Below are 25,030 nucleotides of genomic sequence, written 5' to 3'. Positions count from 1 at the left end.
CAGACTAAAGGTTCAATCATGCCCGCAGTCCAGTATCCGTTCATCGATATCGCCGTGCATCCGCGTGTGCGCGAGCGTTTTTCGCGTGGCGACGCGCTGGTGCTGTTGTCGGCAGACCTCTCCCGTGCGCTGTGGGCGAACGGTGCAGGGGCGGAGCTGTTCGGGCAATCGGCTGTCTATGACCTGCTGGAACAGGGCATCCACCGCACCGACATTACCTTTCGGCAGCTGGAAGCAGCGGCCCGGCAGCTCGCCGGCGTCAGCGACAGCCGCAACTTCATGATCCGCATCGCACAGGGCTTTCAGCGCATTCCGGCTCAGGCGACGGTTGAATTGATTAGCCTTTCATCCGGCGAACGGGCAATCTTGGTGTCCTTGCCCCCCTCGTCCAGCCCTTCCTCGACCGAAAAATCGGCCGCTCAGATGCTGAAGGGGCTCGACGATCCGGACACTCACATGGCCGTGATCGGCGGCGACGGCGAGATTGTCGCGGCATCGCCGGGCTTCGCTTCGCTCGGCGTTACCCGGCAGACGGCGAAGGCGTTAACGACGCTCGCGGCCGAGCATCCGCATGGATTGGTGAAACGCCCGGTCGCGACAGGCAAGGGATACCTTCCGGCCGCGATCGGGCGAATCAGCAGCAACCCTGCCCTCAACCTTCTGTTCGCCGTCGAGACCGTTCTCGGCCGGCTCGACCCGCTCGACGAGCCGGACTTATCCACAACCGCCGTTAACCATATTACCGCGCAAACAGCTCCGGCGTTCGCCGACGCGATCGATGCCATAGCGGGAATCGAGGATCTCGAGGACGCGCCCGAGGATAGCAGCAGCTCAGCCGATACGGATGCCGCGGAAGTATCAGCCATTGCCGAAGAGGCGTTGGAAGCCGAACCGATTCCGGAAGACACCGAGGCTGCGACCAACGAAGCCTCTGACGCCGACCCTCAGTCTTCAGCTCAGACGGACATGCTCGATGAGCCTCAGTCGGCGCCGGAGGAACAAACCGTCCCCAAGCCCGAGATGGAAAGCTCTGCGGTCGATGCAGCCGACCCACGGGCTCTGGACGGACCCGACGACGCCCCTGAGATAGAAGAAGCGACCCAAGCGCCCCTTCACCAAAGCCCATCCGCAACCGACGAGCCGGTGCTGGCAGCCGCCGCGAACCCGAGCGAATTTGTCTTCAACCCGAACAGCCGGGCGACGCGCTTCGTCTGGAAAATCGACGCCGAAGGACGCTTCAGCGAAGTTTCCGGCGAATTTGCGGAGGCTGTCGGCCCGCATTCGGCTGATATCATCGGCGTCGCTTTCAGCGACATCGCTGCGCTGTTCAACCTCGATCAGGAGGGCAAGATCGCAGAAGCGCTGGCGCGCCGCGATACGTGGTCAGGCAAGACGATAAACTGGCCGATCGAAGGAACGAGCCTCGCCGTACCGGTCGATCTGGCAGCTCTGCCGACCTACACGAGAAGCCGGGAATTCGACGGTTTCCGTGGCTTCGGCGTCGTGCGCCTGTCCGATGCGGCAGAAGATCCGCTGGCGCTTGGCCTGACATTCGGCCCGCGTGCCATCACGCCTGACGCGGTCGCTATCGATGAACCGGCCGATTTGCCTGACGAGGAAACGATCACGCCCGCGGAAGAGGCAGTGACCACCACTGCCGCATCTGGGAGTGCCGAATCCGAGACCGAAGGGTTTTGGGCCGACGAGGATAAAATCGCGCCGAACGAACCCGCGGAAAGCTCGGCGGCAGACAAGCCCGAGCCAGCTTTGCCGCTACCCGAGGCAGCGATACCTCGCGCCGAGCCTCCTTCATTGCGGCTTGTCGAAAGCCCGAGCCGCCGTTTGACCGACAAGATCGTTCAGCTTCACGGAGCCGGACCGGGCCTGACATCAGCCGAACAGGCGAACTTCCACGAGATCGCCAAGCGCCTTGAAGCCTTCGGCGTGCGTGCCAATAAAGAAACGACGCCCGACAGCGCCGTGACAGAGGGGGTGCAAGCGGCAACGGCTGAACCCGATGTGTCCACGGATGTGGTCATGGAGCCGACTGCGGAGGAGGATGAGGCAGACGAGGCACAGGCGGCACCGGAAACAGAGGCAGCCGCGGAGCCCTCTCCGCCGGAAGAATCCGCCGACGAAGACGTCACCGAAGGTCTTGAAGAAACCGTCAGCCAGATGGACATACTGGCGAGTTTCATCCCCCCCCGGGTGAAGATGACCGACGGCTTTTCCGCGGGGATGATCGATCAGCTTCCAGTCGCCGTTCTCATCCATGCCGGCGACCAGCTGATCCATGCCAATCCTGAATTCATGCGACTGACGGGTTATTCGTCGCTGGAGGACCTTTCCGACGTTGGCGGCATCGACGCGCTGCTGCAACGGCATGACCTTGAGGAGAAATCCGGACGTCCAGGCGCCATGATGCTCGTAACCGTCGAGGACGAGCTCGTTCCGGTCTCTGCGCGGCTGCAGTCCATTCGCTGGGAAGAGTCGAGTGCGCTCATGCTTGCGCTGATGCCCGTCGAAAACGACGCCTCGGTTCCCGCCCGCGACATTGCTCCCGCGGAGTCGCGCACAGCCGACAGGATGATCGAGAAGGTTGCCAAGCTGCAGGTCGAGGTCGAGGAATTGCGGTCTATCCTGGAAACCGCAACCGACGGCGTCGTCGTGATCGGTGCCGACGGCGACATCCGCTCGATGAACCGCTCGGCAAGCGCGCTCTTCAACTACGACGACGAGGAGACCCGCGGCAAACCCTTCGTCATGCTGTTCGCCCACGAGAGCCAGAAGGCCGTGCTCGACTACCTGAACGGACTGTCCGGCCATGGCGTCGCCAGCGTGCTGAACGATGGCCGCGAGGTGATCGGCCGCGAGGCGGCGGGCGGTTTCGTGCCGCTGTTCATGACGATGGGCAGCCTGACTTCCTCCAGCGGCTACTGCGCCGTGATCCGCGACATTACCCAGTGGAAGCGCACCGAGGACGAACTGCGCGGCGCCAAGAGTGCTGCAGAGACCGCCAATGCGCACAAGACCGATTTCCTCGCCCGCGTCAGCCACGAGATTCGCACGCCGCTCAACGCCATCATCGGCTTCTCCGACATGATGGCTGGCGAGCGCTTCGGGCCGATAGGGCATCCGCGCTACGTCGAGTACGCAAACGACATCGGGCGGTCCGGACGGCACGTTCTCGACATCGTCAACGATCTGCTCGACATCTCGAAGATCGAAGCCGGCGAGATGGATCTGGATTTCGGAGCCATCAGCCTCAACGAGGCGATTTCGGAGGCCGTGGCCCTGCTGCAGCCGCAGGCAAACAGCCAGCGTGTGATCATCCGCACGGCTCTGTCGCACGCCGTCCCCGACGTTGTCGCAGACTTGCGCTCCATCAAGCAGATCGCGTTGAACATCCTCTCGAATTCGATCCGTTTCACCCCCTCAGGCGGCCAGATCGTCGTGTCGACGTCTTACGAGACGAACGGCAGCGTCGTCCTTCGCATCCGCGACACCGGTGTGGGCATGACACGCAGCGAGCTCGACCAGGCGATGAAGCCCTTCCGCCAGGTCTCGACGCAATCGCGCCACCGGGGCGAAGGCACCGGCCTCGGCCTGCCTCTGACCAAGGCTATGGTCGATGCCAACCGGGCGATCTTCGCGATCAGCTCGACGCCGAACGAAGGCACGCTTGTGGAAATTGCATTTCCATCCCAGCGGGTGCTGGCAGGCTGAACGAAAAAAGGCAGCCCCCGGGGCTGCCTAAAAGTTGGGTGCTGTTCAACAAGGGCTTAGTCGATCTAACATCATGTTTCGGGAGCCAGAGCTCCAAGCTGCCTCGTTCATATGCAGCCCCAAGGTATGTTCACCTTTGACAAACCTTTCTTAACGAAAGGTTGCCGGACACGGGAATCTCTCGAAGGTAAAAGATTGTAGTTTCGCTAAGACTTCAGCAATTTCAAACGCGCAATTCCTCGATCCCGGCAAACAGTTCGAGCGCCTCGGGATTTGCAAGCGCCTCTCTGTTCTTCACCGGCCGTCCATGCACGATTTCGCGAACCGCGAGTTCGACGATCTTGCCCGACTTGGTACGCGGAATGTCGCCGACGGCGATGATCTTGGCCGGCACATGGCGCGGCGAGGCACCGGTGCGGATGCGTGCCTTGATGGCTTTCGCAAGATCGTCTGTCAACCTGATGCCCGGTGCAAGTCGGACGAAGAGGATGACGCGCACATCATCCTCCCAATCCTGGCCGATGCAAAGCGCCTCGGTGACCTCGTCCATCTGTTCGACCTGATTGTAGATCTCCGCCGTCCCGATCCGCACGCCGCCCGGATTGAGCGTTGCATCAGAGCGACCATGGATGACGATGCCGTCATGTTCGGTCCACTGGGCGAAATCACCGTGGCACCAGACATTTTCGAACCGCTCGAAATAAGCCGCCCGGTATTTTGCGCCGCCGGGGTCATTCCAGAACATGATAGGCATTGCGGGGAAGGCCTTTGTGCAAACCAGCTCACCCTTTTCATCGCGTACGGACCTGCCTTCGTCGTCCCACACGTCGACAGCAAGGCCGAGGCCCGGTCCCTGTATCTCACCGCGCCAGACCGGCTGCAGCGGATTGCCGAGAACGAAGCAGGAGACGATGTCGGTGCCGCCTGAAATCGAGGCTAGCTGCACATCCTCCTTGATACTCTCGTAGACGAAAGTGAAACCCTCCGGCGACAGGGGCGAACCGGTGGAGGTCATCAGCCGCAGACTGGAGAGATCGTGCGTGGTGCGCGGTGTCAGCCCGCCTTTGCGCACTGCATCGATATACTTCGCCGAGGTGCCGAACACGGCAAATTTTTCTGCTTCCGCATAGTCGAAAAGCACGTTGCCGTCCGGTGCGAAGGGCGAGCCGTCGAACAGGCAAAGCGTCGCGCCGACTGCCAGGCCGCTGACCAGCCAATTCCACATCATCCAGCCGCACGTGGTGAAGTAGAAGAGCTTTTCGCCAGGCTGCAGGCCGCAATGCAGACGATGCTCCTTCAGGTGTTGCAACAGGGTCCCACCTGCAGAGTGCACGATGCACTTCGGCACGCCGGTCGTTCCAGAGGAAAACACGATATAGAGCGGATGCGAAAACGGCAGGCGTACAAACTCTACAGGTCCAGCCGTGAAGGGTGCGATGAAGTCCTCAAGCGTCGCTGCGCCAGGTGTATCGCGCGCAACGGCCGCCGCATCGCCGGCATAGTGGACGACGACGCAAGGGCAGCCGAGGCTCCTAGCCACCTCCCTCACCTTCGTCTTCACATCCTGCATCTTGCCGCCGTACCAGTAGGCATCGCAAACGACAAAGAGCCTGGGCTCGATCTGGCCGAAACGATCGAGGACACCCTTCTCGCCGAAATCGGGGGAGCAGGAGGACCAGATCGCGCCGATCGAGGCGGCTGCCAGCATGAAAGCCACTGTCTCCGGCATGTTCGGCATCATGGCGGCCACACGATCACCCGGGCCGATGCCTTGCGCGCGTAAAGCCTGCTGGAGTGCGGACACGAGATCGCGCAACCGCTCCCAACTCCAGCGGTCGGTGACCTTGTCCTCACCACGGAAAATGATCGCTTCACCCGCTCCCTCGCCAGACAGCAGGTTTTCGGCGAAGTTCAAACTCGCGTCAGGGAAAAAGCGTGCATCGAGCATTGCCTCGCCATCGACAAGCGCGCGGGTGCCGCGGTCACCCCTGACGTCGCAGAAATCCCAAATTGCCGTCCAGAAGCTCTCGCGCTCGGCGACCGACCATGCGTGGAGATCGGCATAGCTTGCCAGCGAAAGCCCGAAATTGAGATTGCATTCCTGCATGAAGTGATAGATGGGGCTTGCCTCAATCGAGGCTCGCGAAGGCGTCCAGAGTGGCTTATCGTCACGCATGCAAAGCATCTCCCATTCCATGCTTATATATTATGCCACAGCACGTCGTAAGGTAGTAACCAGAGCATGGCCGGCGACCGATTTGCAAGTACCCCACATTTGATATATCCGGCATTTCAGTACATTAACGGGCGAGCGCCGAAAGACGGACGAAACTCATGGGCACGTCTCGACAACCGCAGTGGCGGAGAAAAATCAGGCCCGTTTCCCGCTGGCTGCCGGGCCTTGCGAGACTTGCAACAATCTCATTGATCGTCGTGCTTACGATCTTTGTCGCCCTTCGCGTCGCGGGGCCTTATCTCATTTCGACAGGCCTTGTTCGTTCGGGCATCGAGGACGCTCTGTCCAAATGGATCGGCTACGACGCCGAGATCTCGGGCAAACCGGTCGTCGAATTCTGGCCGACCCCGCGCATTATGCTCAGCGAGATTTCGGTTCGCCAGAAGAGCGGCGACCAGAGGCGGCTTGGAACGATCGAGAGCCTTTCCGCCGAATTCAACCTGATCGATGCAATCAGGGGAAAGGCGAGTTTCCATGAATTCCATCTGCTGCGTCCCCACCTCCTCCTGACCCGCGAAAGCAGCGGCATGATCGACTGGACCAACGAAGGGCTGTTGGCCAAGGCTATCGCAGGAGCAGAGGAGAAAAGCGGTGAAGAGGTGCTCCTCAAGGAGCTAGACGCCGAGATCGGCACCATCACAGTCGAAGACGGCACGCTTGACGTTGCCGACGTTGCCAGCGGTAGGACCTTTCGGTTCGATGGCGTCACCGCCGACATCAGCTGGCCAAGCCTGTCAAACCCGATCAGCGCCGTCTTGATCGCCCGGACAAACCGCCTGGACCTGAAACTCGACTTTGCCTCCCGCAGCCCTCTGTTGATCTTTGGCGGCAGAAGCGCGCCGCTCAAGGCCTCGCTGACGTCCAACCTGCTGACGGCGCGTTTCGACGGGGTTGCAAACATCGCCCATCTCTTCGACCTCCAGGGCTCGATGGCACTCGGCATTCCGGATCTGCCGGCGTTGCTGACCTGGTCGGGCAGATCGCTGCCGGGCATACCCACTTTGAAAGCATTTTCTCTCGAGAGCGACATCACGTCGGCGGCAAACGGATTTCGCTTCGACAATGTCAACCTCGGCATGAACGGGGCGAGCGCGCGGGGCGCTATGGATGTGACGTTCACACCCGGCAAACGGCCGAAACTCGGCGGTACCCTTGCGTTCGACCAGATGAACTTCAAGTCGCTTTTCGACGCTTTCGCACTTCGTCTTGCAGCCGGCGAGGACAACGGGCCGCCCGACGGCGGTGCGCTGCAGAAGCTCGATCTAGACGTCCGGCTATCCGCCAGAAAGGGTGAGATTGATCCCTTCGCGCTATCGGATGTCGGCGCAAGCATTATCGTCTCAAGCAACGAGGCGAAATTCGATATCGGCGACAGTCAGTTCGAGGGAGGCGCGCTCACCGCGCACCTGGAGGCGACGCGCGGCGATTTCGACGGCGGCGGCAAGCTTCAGGTTTCGATCCGGGGTGCCAATTTTGCCAACCTGATCGAACGTCTGCAGCTCAAGGGACCGCTACCCCTTGCCACCGGCTCGCTCGATCTATCGGTACGAACCGTGCTGCCGCTATGGAAAGTCGGCCCCGCCGATGTGGCAGGTACCATCGGCTTCCACGCGCTTTCAGGGTCGCTTCCGGGCTTCGACGCGGAAGCCGTGCGCACCGAGGCCGCTAAGGGCGCGTTCTTCGCACTGAATGCCGTCTCCCATCGCGCGTTTGCATTCGACAAGTTCGACATCAATGCCGATCTTGACGACGGCACAGCGGAGATACGCAGCGGCCGCATCGAAGGCCCCGCAGAGACGATCACTCTGTCTGGCGTCATTCCTTACAAATCCAGCGGACTGGCCCTATCGGGCAAGATCGAGGCTACCGACCCCGCAAAGACGGCAGACTTTCCGCCATTGCCATTCTTCGTCGGAGGTTCCTGGCCGGATCCCGTCCTCTCAACCATGCCCGTCGATCATCAGCATGTTCCGCGATAATCAGGGGGCATTGGCTGCGGCCCGTTCGTCGCGCTCCCGCTGCAGCTCGCGCCGCTTGGTCACCGTAGAGGTGCAAATGACCCCGATCGTGACAACCCCGATCAAAAGCGTGCAGACGGCATTGATCTCGGGCGTCACGCCGAGGCGCACTTGACTGTAGATTTTCATCGGCAGCGTCGTGGCACCTGGACCCGAGGTGAAGCTCGCGATTACGAGATCATCCAGTGACAGCGTGAAGGCCAGGATCCAGCCGGACAGTACCGCGGGCGCGATGATCGGCAACGTCACCTCGAAAAAGGTACGGACAGGCGGCGCGCCAAGATCCATCGCGGCCTCCTCGATCGACCGATCGAAACTCATTAGGCGCGACTGCACGACGACAGCGACGAAACACATGGTGAGCGTCGTGTGCGCCAGCGTAATAGTCCAGAAGCCCCGGTCGAGGCCGATTGCGACAAAGAGCAACAGCAGCGACAGGCCGGTAATCACCTCGGGCATGACCAGCGGGGCATAGACCATGCCCGAAAAGAGCATGCGGCCACGGAAGCGGGTGTAACGCACTAGGGTCAAAGCCGCCAGGGTGCCGAGGATCGTCGCGGCGGTGGCTGAGAGGACACCCACACGAACCGTCACCCAGGCAGCATCGAGTAGGGCCTGATTGTGAAAAAGCGACGCGTACCATTTGGTCGAAAAGCCACCCCAGACAGTGACCAGCTTCGACTCGTTGAAGGAAAACACGACGAGCAGCACGATCGGCAGATACAGGAAGGCAAAGCCGAGCGCGACAGAGGCAATGTTGAAACGGGTCCATTTCAGCATGGTCTACTTCCCCTGCTCATCGGCTTTGGCTTGGACATTCTGGAAGAAGACGATCGGGATCACCAGGATCACGAGCAGGATCGTCGCCACCGCCGAGGAGACGGGCCAGTCACGGTTGGAATTGAATTCGTTCCACAGCGTCTTGCCAATCATCAGCGTTTGAGACCCGCCGAGCAGATCGGGAATGACGAATTCGCCAACGGCCGGAATGAACACCAGCATGCAGCCGGCAATGACACCCGGAAGCGAGAGCGGGAAGGTCACCCGCCAGAAGGCGGTGATCGGCGGGCAGCCGAGATCCTGCGCAGCTTCAATCAGCGTGCCGTCCATCTTTTCCAGTGATGAATAGAGCGGCAGCACCATGAACGGCAGGTAGGAATAGACGATGCCGATATAGACCGCGACATTGGTATTCAGGATGATCAGCGGGCTGTCGATGACATGCAGGGACAGCAACAGCTGGTTCAGCAGGCCTTCCGGCTTGAGGATCGCGATCCAGGCGTAGACGCGGATCAGAAAGCTTGTCCAGAAGGGCAGGATAACGAGCATCAGCAACGTCGGGCGGATGCTGCGCGGCGCCTGCGCCATGCCGTAGGCGATCGGATAGGCGATGAGCAGCGTCAGGAACGTCGATACCCCGGCAATCACCACGCTCGAAATATAGGCATTGAGGTAGAGCGGATCGTCGATGAGGTAGCTGTAGTTATCGAATGAGAAGGTCGCCATCTTCTGCCAGATGCCCGCCCAGCCGTCGGCAAACGAGAAGGCCGGTTCGTATGGCGGCATCGAGATCGCCGTCGTCGACAGCGAAATACGGAAAACGATGAAGAACGGCGCCAGGAAAAAAAGCAGCAGCCAGACGTAGGGGACGATGATGACGAGGCGATTGTARATGGCTGAACCGAGCTTGCCCATGTTTCAATCCTTGAGCAGGACGCCGGCATCCTCGGCGAAGGTGATCCAGACTTCCTGATCATAGGTGAACGGATCGTCGACCGTACGCTGGGCATTCAGCTGCGATGCCTTGACGACCTTGCCGCTCTTCAGCTTCACATGGAAAACCGTCATGTCACCGAGATAGCCGATATCCCAAAGCTCGCCTGACGAGGCGTTGACGGTTGGATTTGCCGGCGGCGTGCGGGTTACCCTCATTTTTTCCGGGCGGATGGCGAAGCCCGCCGCGCTGCCCACCGGCGGCGCATCGCCGGCCGCAACCTTGATCGAAAAGCCGCTGTCCACCGCGATCTCGATCGTACCGCTGCCGGCGGAGGTCACCTTGCCGTCGAAGATATTCACATCGCCGATAAAGTCGGCAACGAAGCGCGAGTTTGGCTCCTCGTAGATTTCAGCCGGTGTTGCGACCTGGATCACCTTGCCGTGACTCATCACCGCGATGCGGTCGGCCATGGTCATGGCCTCTTCCTGGTCGTGGGTGACGACGACGAAGGTGAGACCAAGATTTTGCTGCAGATCCATCAGTTCGAACTGGGTTTCCTCGCGCAGCTTCTTGTCCAATGCGCCGAGCGGCTCGTCCAGCAGCAGCACCTTCGGCTGCTTGGCAAGCGACCGGGCAAGCGCCACGCGCTGGCGCTGGCCACCGGAAAGCTGGTTCGGCTTACGAGACGCGAACTTCTCCAGCTTGACCATCTTCAACATCTGCAGCACGCGCTCGGCGATCTCGTCCTTCTGCATGCCGTCCTGGCGCAGGCCGAAGGCGATGTTCTTCTCGACCGTCATGTGCGGGAAGAGCGCATAGGACTGGAACATCATGTTGACCGGCCGTTTATAGGGCGGGGTGCCTGCCAGATCGGTTCCGTCAAGAATGATCTCGCCCGATGTCGGCTGCTCGAAACCCGCAAGCATGCGCAGCAGTGTGGACTTGCCGCAGCCGGACGCGCCCAGCAGTGCGAAGAACTCACGGTGATAGATATCCAGGGACAGATCATCGACGGCAGTGAAATCGCCGAAGCGCTTGGTGACCTTTTTGACGGAAATAAATGGTTTGGCGGCCGGATCGGCCCAAGGCGCAAACGAACGGCGAATATTGCCGAGTGACTTCATGATTGTTCCCCGAATGACTTAACTAACCCGGTACGACCGCCCTAAAAAAAAGCCCGAACCGGGTGGTTCGGGCAGATCCAGCGGCCTTATTGACCGGTAACGACCGTGGTCCACAGTCGCGTCACCACTCTTTGCGCTTTTGCATCGAGTGGCGGAACGGTAAAGAGTTTCGCCATGACCTCAGGTGTCGGATAGATCGCCGTGTCGTCGATCACTTCCTTGTCCAGAAGCGGCTGAGAGGCCTTGTTGCCGTTAGCGTAGAACACGTAGTTCGATGCCTTGGCGGCGACTTCCGGCTTCATCATGTAGTTGATGAACTCGTGCGCTTCCGCCACATGCGGCGCGTCGGCGGGAATGCCGAACACGTCGAAGAATATCTGCGCGCCCTGGGAAGGAACGGAGTAACCGATCTTCACCCCGGCATTTGCCTCCGACGCCCGGTCGCGAGCCTGGAATACGTCCCCGGAGAAACCGAGAGCGATGCAAATGTCGCCGTTTGCGAGCGCGCTGATATATTCGGACGAATGGAATTTGCGGACGAAGGGACGGACAGCCATCAAGACGTCCTGTGCCTTCTTCAGATCGGCAGCGTCGGTGCTGTTCGGATTGAGACCGAGATAGGCCAGTACCGACGGGATGACGTCGGTCGGCGAATCCAGCATGTAGATGCCGCAATCCTTGAGCTTGGCCGCCTTGGCAGGATCGAACAACGCGTCCCAGTTCGGCTTCTCGTCCGTGCCGAGCGCCGCCTTGACCTTGTCGACATTGTAGCCGATGCCTGTCGTGCCCCACATGTAGTCGACGCTGTACTCATTGCCCGGGTCGAAGGACGCGACGCCCTTGGTGACGACGTCCCACATGTTCACCAGGTTCGGCAGCTTGGACTTGTCGAGCTTCTGGTAGACGCCGGCTGCGATCTGGCGCTGCATGAAGGATACGGTCGGAACGACCACGTCGTAACCCGTGCCGCCGGCCAGCAATTTGGCTTCCAGCGTCTCGTTGGAATCGAATGTATCGTAGACGACCTTTATGCCGGTTTCCTTGGTGAAGTCCTCAAGGATCGAGCTGTCAATATAATCGGACCAGTTGTAGACGTTGACGACACGCTCCTGCGCAATGGACGGCGTGGCCGAAACCCCAGCCACGATGGCCGCGGCCGCAAGCCTTGCGATTGTTGACCTCATGCTATCTCCTGCTTTTTGTTCGGACATCAGCTTGTTGCGGACGTCATCCCTCTTGTTTTGCGAGCAGACTAGAAAGGATTCCCAGAGCCGACAAGCGTAAAATCCTGCACTCTCAATGAATTCATAATCACTGAAAATCAAAGCTACTCAGACCGGCAACCATCTCGTCCAGCCCGAGCGGCCGGGTCACCGGCGGCTCGGCGCGCGACAGGCAGCCGCGGCGCTCGCACAGGCGGCATGCCGGTCCGACCGGAACGATCGGTTGGGACGACACCGCCTGGCCAAAAACGGCGCCCTCGCCCAGCGACGCATCACAACCCACCAGCAGGGCTGTGCGTCGAACGCGTTCGCCGAACGGAGCGCTTGGCCCTTCGAGGGTCCGGGAGATCGTGAGGTAGCGTGTGTCGTCAGGCATCTCGACCACCTCGGCCAGAATCTGGCCCGGCTGTAGAAAGGCCGTATGCACGTTCAGCTTCGGACAGTTGCCGCCGAAGCGCACATGCGGGAAACCCTGCCCGCCTTCCCGCCGCAGCCTGTTGCCCGCGGCATCGATCTCCATCAAAAAGAACGGAATCGCGGATGCTCCGGGTCGCTGCAGCGTCGTCAGTCGGGCCGCGGCCTGGGCGAAGGAAACCCCGAAGCGGGCGCGAAGGATGTCGATATCGTAACGCGTGCCCTGAGCAGCAGAGAGAAAGGCAGCGTAGGGCATCGAAAGCGCAAGCGCGCCATATCGGCAAAGCTCGAAACGAGCGATCCTCCTTGCCTCCGGCGTGGAGAGCGACAATCCCTCAAGTTCGGCCAGGATCGCCTCCCGCAAGGCCAATGTCGCAACCTCGATGGCGATCTCATGCGCCTGGTCGGCAACCGAGAGGCGCTCGGAAATGAAGAGCCGCATCGAGTGACGATCGAAGCGGCGTCGCAGATCCGGCATGACGTGTACGGGAAGAACGCGAACTCCAATCCCCCGCTCTGCCCGCAGCCACTCCTTCAACGCGAAGGCGAGATCTCGCACGCCCGCAACACGTGACAGGAAAGCTTCGGCTGCGGCTTCCAGGTGCGGGAAGTAGCTCGAGCGCCGCTCGAGCACATCGCGGACTTCATCGGCAGGCAGACGCGCACCCGACAGAGGCAACTGTCCCTCGGCGCCGGTCAGCGAGGTCAGATCGGAAAGACGCGCCGCTTGCTCCCGATATGCGCGGTACAGCTTGACCATGCCGCTCGCTGCGTTGGGCGCGGCTTCCGCGACTTCGACCAATTCCTGATCTCCGGGCAACTCGCCGACCAGCAGCGGATCGGCAAAAATCTCCTTCAACTGGCCGAGACTGCCGACGCTCTCATTGCGCAACTCTTCGAGATCGACCTTATAGACCGCCGACAGCTTGAGAAGCAGCTGTACCGTCAATGGACGCTGGTTGCGCTCGATCAGGTTCAGGTAGGAGGGAGAGATCTCCAGCGCCTCCGCCATCGCCGTCTGAGTGACGCCGAGGCCGTTTCGAATTCGTCGAACCTTCGGGCCCGCAAAGATCTTGCGGTCAGCCATGTGACAATCCTTTACAGTTTCGCCCACGCGGAATCTTTACAATAATTGACAACTTTACAGCGGCCATCTGTCAAAGTCTTTGCATCTCCACCCGTTTCCAAGTGCCATTTCATATATATCTGTGGCCTTCTCCTGTCATTTTGTAAATCATGTCAACCAGTCGATCGGCAATCAGTTTCTGAACGGAGGAAAAAATGACAGATTTTGACAATCTTCACCACAATGTTCCCGCAGGTCGTTTCGACGGCATCGAGCGCCCCTATTCGGCGGAGGACGTCAAACGGCTCCGCGGCTCCGTGGAGCTTCGCCATTCGCTCGCCGAGATGGGTGCCAATCGCCTCTGGAAGCTGCTGCACCAGGACGACTTCGTCAATGCACTCGGCGCGCTCTCGGGCAACCAGGCCATGCAGATGGTCCGCGCAGGGTTGAAGACGATTTACCTCTCCGGCTGGCAGGTTGCTGCGGATTCCAACACGGCGTCGGCCATGTATCCGGACCAGTCGCTTTATCCGGCCAATGCCGGCCCCGAGCTTGCCAAGCGCATCAACCGGACACTTCAGCGCGCCGATCAGATCGAGACATCGGAGGAGAACGGGCTTTCGGTCGAGACGTGGTTCGCGCCGATCGTAGCCGACGCCGAGGCCGGTTTCGGCGGGCCGCTGAACGCGTTCGAGATCATGAAGGCCTATATCGAGGCAGGTGTTGCCGGCGTCCACTTCGAGGACCAGCTGGCATCGGAGAAAAAATGCGGACACCTCGGCGGCAAGGTGCTGATCCCGACCTCAGCTCATATCCGCAATCTCGATGCGGCTCGTCTTGCAGCCGACGTCATGGGCGTCCCGACGCTCATTATCGCCAGGACCGATGCGGAAGCGGCAAAGCTGCTCACCTCTGATATCGACGACCGCGACCAGCCTTTCGTCGACTACGACGCCGGGCGTACCGTCGAGGGCTTCTACCAGGTGCGCAACGGACTCGAAGCTTGCATCGCACGTGCGGTTGCCTATGCGCCGCATTGCGATCTGATCTGGTGCGAGACTTCGAAGCCCGATCTGGAGCAGGCGCGCCGGTTTGCCGACGGCGTGCACAAGGTCCACCCCGGCAAGCTGCTCGCCTACAACTGCTCGCCATCGTTCAACTGGAAGAAAAACCTCGACGAGGCGACGATCGCGAGGTTCCAACGGGAACTCGGCGCGATGGGCTTCAAGTTCCAGTTCATCACGCTGGCCGGTTTCCACCAGCTGAACTTCGGCATGTACGAGCTCGCCCGCGGCTACAAGGACCGTCAGATGGCCGCCTATTCCGAGCTGCAGCAAGCCGAGTTCGCCGCCGAGATCAACGGCTATACGGCGACCAAGCACCAACGCGAGGTCGGCACCGGCTATTTCGATGCCGTATCGATGGCAATCACCGGCGGCCGTTCATCGACCACGGCGATGCACGGATCGACCGAGCACGCACAGTTCAAGCCAGCAGCAGAATGATCGAACCAAGGAGGACAATGCCATGCCCACACTAGCACGCGTCAAGGAACGCGCTGAGGAGCAGTCGACCTGCATGACCCCGGATCAGCAGAGCACGATCCGCACGCTCGCCAACGATCTGCATCGCCTGAACCAGTCCGTCATGAAGGCCGTCGATGCAGGCGTTTCGGTCGAGATCGTGCGGTCGGCCCGCCACCATGGCGGCGACGGCAACTGGGGCGACCTTCTGGTCCCGGTCATCGTTGCAGGCAAAAGCTGATCCGGCGGAGCGCAGCGTCTCGTCCGGCGGCGCCCTCCTTCACTTTCTGGTGGAGCGTTTGCCTGCAATCAGGTCGCCGTAGCTCTTTAAAAGCTTCGTCATTCGATCGGCGACGGCGCGGATTTCCGGCCGGTGCCGATCTTCGTTGTTCATGACGATCCATTGCTGGTGACGGAGTTCCGGCAACTCGTCGCCAAGCCGCTGCAGCTCCGGATCGAGATCACCGACGAAACAGGGCAACACGGCCTTGCCTGCGCCGGCGCGTACCAGTTCCGGCAATGAGCGCGGCCGGTTGACCGTCGCAACGATCGATCCCGATGCATGGCGGTGAGGCCAGCGCAGATAGTTCGAGATCGCATCGTCCTCGCTGACGGCGATCCATCGCTTTTCCATCTCGTCGCCATTGCGCCTGACATAGACCGCGTAGGCAACTTCCCCCAGCAGCCGCGCGGCGAGATTGCTCTCGTCGGGTTCAAAAGCGCGGATACCGATATCGCTTTCACGATAATTCAGATTGGCGCGCGCCTCGCCGATCGCGAGGGAAACGGCGAAACCATCGCCCGGCTTGCGAATTGCCGCGAAATTCTCGGTCAGCAGCCAGGCAACCCAGGTGCCGGCAGCAATCCTCACGGTCGCCCCAACCGTGCCTGCCTGACGCCACGCATCCACTTTGCGCGCGGCGGCTTCCATGTCCTGCAGGTGATCCAGCAGCGTCTGTCCGTCTGGCGTCAGGCGGTAACCCGTCTGGCTACGCGAAAACAGCGAGCGACCGATCTCGTGCTCCAGGTCGAGCATGCGACGCCCGATCGTCGCGGGGCTCAGGCCGCTGGATGCACTCGCCCCTGTCAGCCCGCCCAGACGGGAGACCTGCAGGAAAAGTTGGAAGGAGTCCCATTGCGTGCTTTTCATGGGTGAAAAACATAGCCGCATTTCGCTTGTTTATAAAGCATATTTTGATGGTTATCTAAAGCGATGTCTTGGGCACACATGAAAGGACATCACATGATGGATCATCTTGCCATCGCGCACCTGTTGGAGCAAATCCGGAGCACCAAGGATCAACGGACCGCTGCGGCGGAAGACGCATTCTATCGACGCGTCGGGCACTCACGCCTCGAGCGTCTGGCCACGCGTCTTCTGTCGATGCGGGCAACAAAAAGGGGCCGCAGTTCGTGCGACCCCTCCACATTCTCCGGAGCCGGGTGCCGCTCAGGCAGCGCTCCGGACGCGAGCGTGCGCCGTGACCGGAGCAGCGTGGATCCGGAATTGCTCAATTAGAGCCATGAGCGCATCGGCTTCGTTCGCAAGTTGGCGGCTTGCCTCAGTGGTCTCTTCGACCATCGCGGCATTCTTCTGCGTCATCTGGTCCATCGCATTGACGGAGCCATTAACCTCCTGAAGGGCTGCCGACTGATCCTGGCTGGCTGTGGCGATCGTCTCGACATGCTTGCTGATCGAAATGATCTCCTCACTGATCGAGGCGAGTACCGACCCCGTCTTCTGGACGAGGCCGGAGCCAGCCGAAACCTCGCGGGTCGACTTTTCGATGAGACCCGTGATCTCCCTTGCTGCGTCGGCCGAACGCTGGGCGAGTTCCCGAACCTCCTGGGCGACGACAGCAAAGCCCTTGCCGGCCTCGCCGGCCCGCGCCGCTTCAATGCCGGCGCTCAGCGCAAGAAGGTTGGTCTGGAAGGCGATATCATCAATTACCTCGATGATTTGCTCGATCTGCTTCGACGCCTGCTCGATCCGGTCCATGGCAGCGACCGTTTCCCTAACGACGACGCCAGAGCCGTCCGCCGTCTTCTTTGTCGCGGCAACCGCATTGTTAGCCTCCCGCGCACGCTCCGCGGATGAGCGAACCGTGACGGTAATCTCCTCGACGGCGGCCGCGGCCTCCTCCAGACTGGCTGCCTGCCCTTCGGTGCGTTTGGAGAGCTCGTCGGCTGACGCAAGCATGGCGCCGGAATTGTGGTGGATGGCCGCAGCGTTGTCGCGAATATGGGACAGCGTATCCTGCAGGCGAACAAGCGAAGCGTTGAAATCGACACGAAGCTGCTCAAGACGACCAACGAACGGCGTCTGGATGGTCTGCGAGACATCGCCCTGGGATAGACGACCCAGACCGGCGGCAAGCTGGTTGACCGCAAAATCGATGTGGCCGTCCAGAGCGCGTTTTTTAGAGTCATTGCGCTCGCGCTCGGCATCCGTGACCTCACGCTGCTCTGCCGCTTCAGTCTCAAGGGCCACTCGCGCACGTGCATTGTCGCGGAAGAGCTCCAGAGCCCGACCGTGGCGCATAAATGCACCCGTTGCGCTTCTGCAGCCCAACAATTCAGCAGTCCACATAAGAGCGATGCGTACAGTGCAATGCGCTTGCAACCAACAGACCAAACCGTTTTCCGAAAATGAAAACGGCTCCGCAATGCGGAGCCGTCATATATCTCGATTGCGGATCGCGTCAGGCGGCGCGATACAGCGTGCCCTGAACCTCGCCGTCGATCTTGAACTGGCGGATCAGCGTCAACAACGTGTCTGCTTCGTTTGCAAGCTCGCGGCTGGCCGCCGTCGTCTCTTCGACCATTGCCGCGTTCTGCTGCGTCATCTGGTCCATCTGGTTGACAGTCGCATTGACCTCCTGCAAAGCGCCAGATTGATCCTGGCTTGCGCGGGCGATCATCTCGACATGCTGGCTGATGGTGACGATCTGGGCGCTAATCTTCGCCAGAACCGTCCCCGTCTCCTGCACGAACTGCGAACCGGAACTGACTTCCGTCGTCGACTTGTTGATAAGCCCCTTGATTTCCTGTGCGGCAGCGGCGGACCGCTGCGCCAGTTCGCGGACTTCCATGGCGACGACGGCGAAGCCCTTGCCTGCATCTCCTGCGCGTGCTGCCTCGATACCGGCGTTGAGCGCCAAGAGATTGGTCTGGAAGGCGATTTCGTCGATCACGCCGATGATCTGCTCGATCTTGCGCGATGCATCCTCAATGCGGCCCATGGCGTCGATCGCATTCTTGACGACAGTCCCGGAGTCATCTGCGCTGCGCTTTGCCTGGCGAACGATCTGGTCAGCATCCTTGGCGCGCTCTGCGGACGAGCGGACCGTGACAGTGATCTGCTCGACAGCAGCAGCGGTTTCCTCCAGCGAGGCCGCCTGCTGCTCGGTCCGCTTGGACAAGTCCTCGGCAGAGTGAGCCATCTGGTTGCCATTGCCCTGGATCATCTCCACGTTGTCGCGGATCTGGCTCATGGTCGCCTGCAGACGCATCATCGAGCCATTGAAATCCTGACGAAGTTGTTCGAGGCGGCCAATGAAAGGCGTGTCGATCGTCGTCGAGATATCGCCCTGCGACATGCGCTCGAGGCCGGAGGCAAGGGCATTGACGGCGAACTCGATCTGGCGGTCCATCTCGTGCTTTTCGGCATCGTTGCGCTGGCGCTCATGCTCGGCCGCGACGCGCTCTTCCTCGCTCTGTTCTTCGATGCGGATCTTTGAAATCGCGTTCTCCTTGAAGATGCCAAGCGCACGCGCCATGTCGCCGATTTCGTCATGGCGCTGCTCGCCGGTGATGCTGGTGTCCAGCGCTCCATCGGCGATGCGCCGCATGGCGGCCGTAATCTGGCCGATCGGACGCTGGAGCGTCAGTACAAGCGCGATGCCGCCAATGATCGACAGCAGGATGCCGAGGCCGGTGGTGAATACCGAAATTCCGTTCGCCTGGGTGCGTTCGGCGCCTGCGGTCTGCTTCTGCAACTCTGCAAACGAGGTCAGCTGGCCCCAGACGGCATCGAGCTGCTCCCGGGCAGATGCATAGTTGGCAACACGCTCGTCGATTGTCTGAACGAGACTCAGCGCATCCCTATCCATGGAGGAAAGAGCAGGCGACATCGACGCAACGATATCCTCGGCAAAATTCATGCCCTTGGCGCTGGCAAGCAACGTGGTCATGCTACTCCCGAGCGTGGCAATTGTCTGATGCAGGCGACCGCGGTTTTCCTTGCTCGGCTTGGCGACGAATTCTCCAAGGACGAGCTGCACGGAGTAGATCGCGCTTTCGAGCCGGCGTGTGTCTTCCAGCACCGAATTCGTCTGAGCGATGCGACTATCCAGCGCAACGAAATTTGTCGTCGCTTCGCGCATCATCTGCGTTGCCGTGAGCTGAGTGTAGGTCGACATCTGGCGGAAGCGGGAGACGAGACGACCGAGATTGGCGATTGCTTCGTCGGTGCTGGCATCGGCAGCCGTTGCCTGCGCCTTCACGTCGCTGATCGTCTGCGACAGCGACTGGGTCATGCTCTTCTGGTTCTGCGGAACAGAGATCTCGATCAGACGCTGCGCCTTGGTAATCGCCGGAATGGCATCTGTGACGACCTTCAGCTTGTCGGCAGGTGCCGGCGCCTTGGCGAAGTCGCCCATGATGGCAGCAAGCGTGTCCCCGCCCTTCAGCAGCCGGTCGGCTGCACGCAGCGTCGCCGTCGCATTTCTCTCGTCGTTGCGGATGTTCTCCTCAAGCGTCTGCGCATCGCGATTGACGTCGAAGCGGCCGCTGATCATCATCCTCTGGGCATCGTCGATCGACTTTTGCAGAGCGAGTTCCTTCTCATGCAAGGTCCAGAGCTTGCCCACCATATCGGAAATGCCCGTGGTGCCATCGGCTGCTGCCTGGAGATGGTCGCGGCCGGCATTGTCGCCAATCTGCTTCAGCGTTGCGTTCAGCGTACTCTGCTGAGTTGCGATGTCGCTGTAGAGCTTGTCGCGTGCTTCCTGGTTGGTGATCCGCAGGAAGTCGTCCATGGAGCCGTAAAGATCCTTGAAACCGCTCAGCGATTGAAGGACGCTGTTGGAGATCTCCATTCGCCCCTGCAGCAGGCCCGAGGCATAGAGGCCCGTCAGGCCAACCGCGGAAATACTCACAACGAAGGGCAGCACAAAGATCAGGACCTTGGTCTTGATTTTAAAGCGGGAAAGAATCTTATCAATCAACATGGCGGTTCCGGCCTTCCATACACCACTCCTCCCACCGGCTACGCAAAGGGGCCGGCTGAGTGCATCGAGCTGTTTTTTTGGATCAATGGGAATCTCGAGCGTGCGCGCCCGGACGGCAATCATTGCCACGTCGCTCCACGCGCAAGACGGAAGCGCCCATAAATCATCTACCAACTGTTGCAGAGGAGGTGTTAATTTTCGGATAAGCCTGCATGACCGAAACCGACATTCAAATCGATTTATGCGACAGGTTGGGGCAGCCGTCGACCTCTAGCAGCCGAGTCTCTCCGATTTTGGAAAAGCTGTCAGAACACTCGCGCTATGAGGAGCGCAATCATTGCAGCCGCAGCGCTGGCGGCAAGGACGAGATAACGGATTGCGACAAGTTTGCTGTCAGGCTTGGCCTGAGCAATTGCGATGGCGCGGGCGCGTCGTGTGTTCCTGTTCATCTGCAGAACCTCACTTCTCTCTGGCATAACAATCCAACAAAATGCCGTGCTGGTAAAGCTTTATTTAGGAAGCCCTTTTCAGCTTGTCATTGAGACAGGATGGCGCACCCTAATTAAGAACTATTGAATCTTCTTGCTCGTTTCGCGCCTACAAAGATTCACCCGCCGCAAACCCCGAAGCCCAGGCCCATTGGAAGTTATAGCCGCCGAGCCAGCCGGTCACGTCCACGCACTCGCCGATGAAATAGAGGCCGGCGACCTCCTTGGCTTGCATGGTACGTGAATCGAGGGCCGTCGTGTCGATGCCGCCAAGCGTAACTTCGGCGGTGCGGTAACCTTCCGAACCGGACGGCTTGATCTTCCAGTTCTGTGCCGCATCTGCCAGACGCGTCAGCACCTTGTCCGAAAGGTCGGCCATATTGCCGGCAACGGCCGTGCGTTCGGTCAGATATTGCGCCAGCCGCTTCGGAACAATCTCGCTCAGTGCGGTTTGAGCCAACTGCCTGCCGTTTGTCTGCTTTGCCGCCTTCAGGTGAGCGAGAAGATCGATGTCCGGCTCGATGTCGACCGTAATCTCCTCGCCTTCCCGCCAATAGGAAGAGATCTGGAGAATCGCCGGTCCGCTGAGCCCGCGATGGGTCACAAGCAATGCCTCGCGAAAAGCGGTCTTGCCATAGCGGATCTCGGCGGGGGCAGAAATGCCGGAAAGCGTCGCCAGACTTTCGAGCATGGCATGGTCGAGCGTGAGCGGCACGAGACCGGGACGGGTCTCGACCAGGGGTAGGCCGAACTGTTCGGCAACTCGATAGGCAAAGCCCGTGGCACCCATCTTCGGTATCGATTTGCCGCCCGTTGCGATCACAAGCGATCCGCATTCGTAGGGGCCCTCCGACGTCGATACACGGAACCCCGCGGTGCTCCTTTCAATCTCGCCAATGTCAGTATGCAGATGCAGCGCCGCGCCCGCGCCCTTCATTTCATCGAGGAGCATCCCGATTACGTCCTTGGCGCTGTCATCGCAAAACAGCTGCCCAAGCGTCTTTTCGTGCCATGCGATCTTGTGTTGGTCGACCATGGCGATGAAATCGGACGGGGTGAATCGCGCCAGCGCCGATTTGCAGAAATGTGGATTGGCCGAGAGAAAACTCTTCGGCCCAGTGTGAATGTTGGTGAAGTTGCATCTGCCACCGCCGGAGATGCGGATCTTCTCGCCGGGCGATCTCGCATGGTCGAGAACGACGACCGAGCGACCGCGCTTGGCAGCGCGAATCGCGCACATCATGCCGGCGGCGCCCGCGCCGATGACAACTACATCGCTTTTCCGCTGCAAAATCGTTTCCCTTGCCGAAAGGCGTCTTCTTTTTTCCATCGGTGGGCGAAAGTCAACGTGCCTTCCCCTCGCCAATTGCCAAACTCCGGTTATTATGCCTCAAGATCAACGCAAACCGGTGTGTCATGTCCCCAAAAAAGACGACGCTGAAGCCTGCCAAAAACGTGCCTGCCTCGAAGAAGACCCCTCCGGATCCCGGATCCCTGCGCGGCGTGGCAAACTGGAAGGAAGCAGCACAGTTCTTGAGGGCGCGCGGTATCGAAGATATCGAATGCATCACGCCTGATCTTGCCGGCGTGCCGCGCGGCAAGATGATGCCGAGCTCCAAGTTCACGTCCAACACGTCGCTCGCCCTGCCGTCGGCCATCTACCGGCATACGATCTCAGGCGAGTACCCTGAAGAAACAGAGAGTTTCCGCTACGAGCCGCGCGACAGCGATCTCAAGCTCGTGCCCGATCTTTCGACGCTCTCCGTAGTTCCCTGGGAAACAGATCCGACGGCGCAGGTGATCTGCGACATCGTCAGCGCAGATGGTGAGGAGGTGCCTTACACGCCCCGCAACGTCCTGAAGCGGATCATGAAGCTCTACGACGATCGCGGCTGGAGGCCGATCGTGGCGCCCGAGATCGAGTTCTACCTCGTGGCCAAGAACGATGACCCCGACTATCCCCTTCACCCGCCGAAGGGACGCTCGGGCCGATCGATCCTCGGAGGCCAGGGCTATTCGATCGCCGGCATCAACGAGTTCGACGAGTTGATCGACGACATCTACCACTTCTCGGAAAAGCAGGGCCTCGAGATCGACACCCTGATCCACGAGGAAGGCCCGGCACAGCTCGAAATCAACCTGCGCCACGGCAACCCGATCGAGCTTGCCGACCAGGTGTTCCTGTTCAAGAGAACCATTCGCGAAGCGGCGATGAAGCACGGCATCTATGCGACCTTCATGGCAAAGCCGATGCAGGGCCAGCCCGGATCGGCCATGCATATCCACCAGTCGATCGTCAATGTGGAGACGGGGAAGAACATCTTCTCCAATCCGGACGGATCGCCGTCGCGCGAGTTCTTCCACTTCATCGGCGGCATGCAGAAATACGTGCCGAGTGCATTGTCGATGCTGGCGCCCTACGTGAACTCCTATCGCCGACTCACGCCCGACATGTCGTGCCCTGTCAACAATGCCTGGGGTTACGACAATCGCACGACGGCATTCCGCGTACCGGTCTCGGATCCGCAGGCGCGGCGTGTCGAAAACCGGCTGCCGAGTTCCGATGCCAATCCTTACCTGGCGCTTGCGGCATCGCTTGCCTCCGGACTGCTTGGCATCATGAAGGAGATCGAGCCGACGGCACCAACCGAGGATGCCGCCAACGAGGGGTCGATCGAGTTGCCCCGCGGCCTGCTCGAAGCCGTTGCTCTCATGGAAGGCGAACCTGCCTTCGAGGAGATGTTCGGCAGGGAGTTCATCGGCCTTTATGCCGGCGTCAAGCGTGGAGAATTCGAGACCTTCATGCAGGTGATCAGCCCATGGGAGCGCGAGTTCCTGCTGTTGAACGTGTAAGAGGGCGCCATGATATTGCAGGAGACTTGGCAAAGCCCTATCGCGCCCGGCATTTCCCTGTATCAGGCAACGGTCGGCGAGCGCCCGACCTACCCGGCGCTCGACGGATCGAAGACATGCGACGTCGCCGTCGTCGGCGGCGGCTATACCGGGCTGCAGGCGGCCTACAATCTCGCCAAATCGGGTGTTTCGGTCGTGCTCATCGAAGGGTGCCGCTTCGGTGACGGGGCTTCCGGACGCAATGGCGGCCAGCTCGGCACCGGCCAGCGCTGGTGGCCGGAAGAGATGGAGGAGAAGATCGGCTACACCAGGTCGAAGGCACTGTTCGATCTGGCGGAGTCCGCCAAGCGGCATCTGCTCGACTTCGCCAACGACCACCAGATCGACATCGACTTCATGCCGGGGCAGATGAATGTCGCCCACAAGGAGAGTTACAAGCGCGCCTATGCCGAGAACGCCGAGATTGCGGCGCTCCGCTACGACTATCCGCATCTGCAGTTCATGGACAGGCTAGAAACGCAGGAGCGTCTCGGGTCGAAGCGCTATTTCTGCGGCGTTCGCGACACGGGCACGGGTCATATCAATCCACTGAAACTGCTCATCGGTTTGGCGCGTGTCGCGGCCAATGCCGGTGCCGAGATCTTCGAGATGACAAAGGCGACGGCGATCCGTCAGGATGGCGGCAAAGTGACGATCGAAACGCCGCGGGGCCGGATCGTCGCGAGCAAAGCGCTGATCGCCTGCAACGCCTATATCGAAAACCTTGAGCCGGTGACGGCACGCCACGTCATGGCGATCCGGTCGTTCATCGGCGCCACCGCGCCCCTCGCCGACCATCCGGACGTCCTCCCGTGCGGGGAAGCCGTTGCCGATTCGCGATTCGTGGTGCGTTATTTTCGCAAATCCAAGGACGGGCGGCTGCTGTTCGGCGGCCGCGAGGCCTATACGGCAGACAACCCGCGCGACATAACGCAACACATCCGCAGACAGATTGCCGAGATCTATCCGGCACTTGGGAATGTCGAGATCACCCACGCCTGGGGTGGCTCCGTCGGTATTACCATGCCGCGTCAACCGTTCGTGCGCGAGGTGATGAAGGGAGTGACCTCCATCGGCGGTTATTCCGGGCATGGCGTGATGCTGGCGAACTACTGCGGCAAGCTTTACGCCGACACCGTGCTCGGAAAATCGGCGGATCTGGACCTCTTCAAATCGCTCGACGTGCCAGCGTTTCCCGGCGGCGCGGCGATGCGTGCACCGCTGCTTTTCCTGGCGCTTTCGTGGTTTGCGCTGCGCGACAAGTTTTAGTCAGATTGCGGATTTCCTCGGGCGGCAATTCGATCTAAAACCAGTTCCCGACAGATTCATTGCAGCGCACACTGGCTTTTTTAAATCGATTAGATTAAACAGC

The 25,030-nt window shown here is 60.4% G+C and carries 16 protein-coding genes and 1 pseudogene; 7 read left to right on the top strand and 10 right to left on the bottom strand.

Going from position 1 to position 25,030, the window contains the following annotated elements:
- Positions 1–18: 18 nt before the first annotated feature.
- Positions 19–3,726, top strand: a complete 3,708-nt coding sequence (locus tag AC1D2R_RS07110; RefSeq protein ID WP_477966179.1) for an ATP-binding protein — start codon at positions 19–21, stop codon at positions 3,724–3,726.
- Between the two features lie 223 nt (positions 3,727–3,949).
- Here AC1D2R_RS07110 and AC1D2R_RS07105 read toward each other — a convergent pair whose 3' ends face one another.
- Entirely contained in the window at positions 3,950–5,902 is a 1,953-nt protein-coding gene (locus tag AC1D2R_RS07105) for an acetoacetate--CoA ligase (protein WP_477966177.1), read from the bottom strand.
- A 158-nt stretch (positions 5,903–6,060) separates the two neighbouring features.
- Between AC1D2R_RS07105 and AC1D2R_RS07100 the strand changes: the two genes are divergently transcribed.
- On the top strand, positions 6,061–7,941 hold the full coding sequence (locus AC1D2R_RS07100) for an AsmA family protein (RefSeq protein WP_477966175.1): 1,881 nt from the start codon (positions 6,061–6,063) through the stop codon (positions 7,939–7,941).
- Here the strand turns inward: AC1D2R_RS07100 and AC1D2R_RS07095 are convergent, their stop codons facing one another.
- The 5 genes from AC1D2R_RS07095 to AC1D2R_RS07075 form a co-directional block, all read right to left on the bottom strand.
- Positions 7,942–8,760 (bottom strand): ABC transporter permease, encoded by an 819-nt coding sequence (locus AC1D2R_RS07095; RefSeq protein ID WP_477966173.1) that lies wholly within the window; start codon positions 8,758–8,760, stop codon positions 7,942–7,944.
- 3 nt (positions 8,761–8,763) lie between these two features.
- Positions 8,764–9,675, bottom strand: coding sequence for an ABC transporter permease subunit (locus AC1D2R_RS07090; protein ID WP_477966172.1), 912 nt, complete (start codon positions 9,673–9,675; stop codon positions 8,764–8,766).
- A 3-nt stretch (positions 9,676–9,678) separates the two neighbouring features.
- A complete protein-coding gene (locus AC1D2R_RS07085) occupies positions 9,679–10,821 on the bottom strand; it encodes an ABC transporter ATP-binding protein (protein WP_477966170.1) in 1,143 nt (380 codons plus the stop codon).
- 86 nt (positions 10,822–10,907) lie between these two features.
- A complete protein-coding gene (locus tag AC1D2R_RS07080; protein ID WP_477966168.1) occupies positions 10,908–12,005 on the bottom strand; it encodes a polyamine ABC transporter substrate-binding protein in 1,098 nt (365 codons plus the stop codon).
- Positions 12,006–12,132: 127 nt separating this feature from the next.
- Positions 12,133–13,545, bottom strand: a complete 1,413-nt coding sequence (locus tag AC1D2R_RS07075; protein WP_477966166.1) for a helix-turn-helix domain-containing protein — start codon at positions 13,543–13,545, stop codon at positions 12,133–12,135.
- 194 nt (positions 13,546–13,739) lie between these two features.
- Here AC1D2R_RS07075 and aceA point away from each other — a divergent pair, with 194 nt between their 5' ends.
- Positions 13,740–15,029, top strand: coding sequence for an isocitrate lyase (gene aceA, locus AC1D2R_RS07070; RefSeq protein ID WP_477966164.1), 1,290 nt, complete (start codon positions 13,740–13,742; stop codon positions 15,027–15,029).
- A 22-nt stretch (positions 15,030–15,051) separates the two neighbouring features.
- Positions 15,052–15,288, top strand: a complete 237-nt coding sequence (locus tag AC1D2R_RS07065) for an SMc00767 family acetate metabolism repressor (RefSeq protein ID WP_477966162.1) — start codon at positions 15,052–15,054, stop codon at positions 15,286–15,288.
- Positions 15,289–15,327: 39 nt separating this feature from the next.
- Here the strand turns inward: AC1D2R_RS07065 and AC1D2R_RS07060 are convergent, their stop codons facing one another.
- From AC1D2R_RS07060 to AC1D2R_RS07050, 3 genes and pseudogenes are all read right to left on the bottom strand, one after another.
- Positions 15,328–16,197: a LysR family transcriptional regulator gene (locus tag AC1D2R_RS07060; protein ID WP_477966160.1), complete on the bottom strand. Its 870-nt coding sequence runs from the start codon at positions 16,195–16,197 to the stop codon at positions 15,328–15,330.
- Positions 16,198–16,497: 300 nt separating this feature from the next.
- Positions 16,498–17,586 (bottom strand): annotated as a pseudogene (locus AC1D2R_RS07055) (methyl-accepting chemotaxis protein); the annotation flags it as partial.
- 163 nt (positions 17,587–17,749) lie between these two features.
- Complete coding sequence (locus AC1D2R_RS07050; protein ID WP_477966158.1) at positions 17,750–20,278, bottom strand: methyl-accepting chemotaxis protein; 2,529 nt, start codon at positions 20,276–20,278, stop codon at positions 17,750–17,752.
- A 212-nt stretch (positions 20,279–20,490) separates the two neighbouring features.
- Between AC1D2R_RS07050 and AC1D2R_RS07045 the strand changes: the two genes are divergently transcribed.
- A complete protein-coding gene (locus AC1D2R_RS07045; protein WP_477966789.1) occupies positions 20,491–20,820 on the top strand; it encodes a hypothetical protein in 330 nt (109 codons plus the stop codon).
- Between the two features lie 55 nt (positions 20,821–20,875).
- On the opposite strand, the gene AC1D2R_RS07040 is transcribed toward AC1D2R_RS07045, so the two are convergent.
- The gene (locus AC1D2R_RS07040) at positions 20,876–22,096 is read right to left on the bottom strand and encodes a BaiN/RdsA family NAD(P)/FAD-dependent oxidoreductase (protein WP_477966156.1); all 1,221 of its coding nucleotides are present in this window, start codon (positions 22,094–22,096) and stop codon (positions 20,876–20,878) included.
- Between the two features lie 86 nt (positions 22,097–22,182).
- Between AC1D2R_RS07040 and AC1D2R_RS07035 the strand changes: the two genes are divergently transcribed.
- Positions 22,183–23,619 (top strand): glutamine synthetase family protein, encoded by a 1,437-nt coding sequence (locus AC1D2R_RS07035; RefSeq protein WP_477966154.1) that lies wholly within the window; start codon positions 22,183–22,185, stop codon positions 23,617–23,619.
- A gap of 9 nt (positions 23,620–23,628) precedes the next feature.
- The gene (locus tag AC1D2R_RS07030) at positions 23,629–24,927 is read left to right on the top strand and encodes an NAD(P)/FAD-dependent oxidoreductase (RefSeq protein WP_477966152.1); all 1,299 of its coding nucleotides are present in this window, start codon (positions 23,629–23,631) and stop codon (positions 24,925–24,927) included.
- Positions 24,928–25,030 lie beyond the last annotated feature (103 nt).

It is taken from the genome of Rhizobium sp. P1_C7 (genome assembly GCF_056406295.1).
The sequence above is the reverse complement of the archived record's forward strand: the minus strand, read 5'-3'. Positions and strand labels throughout refer to the sequence as shown.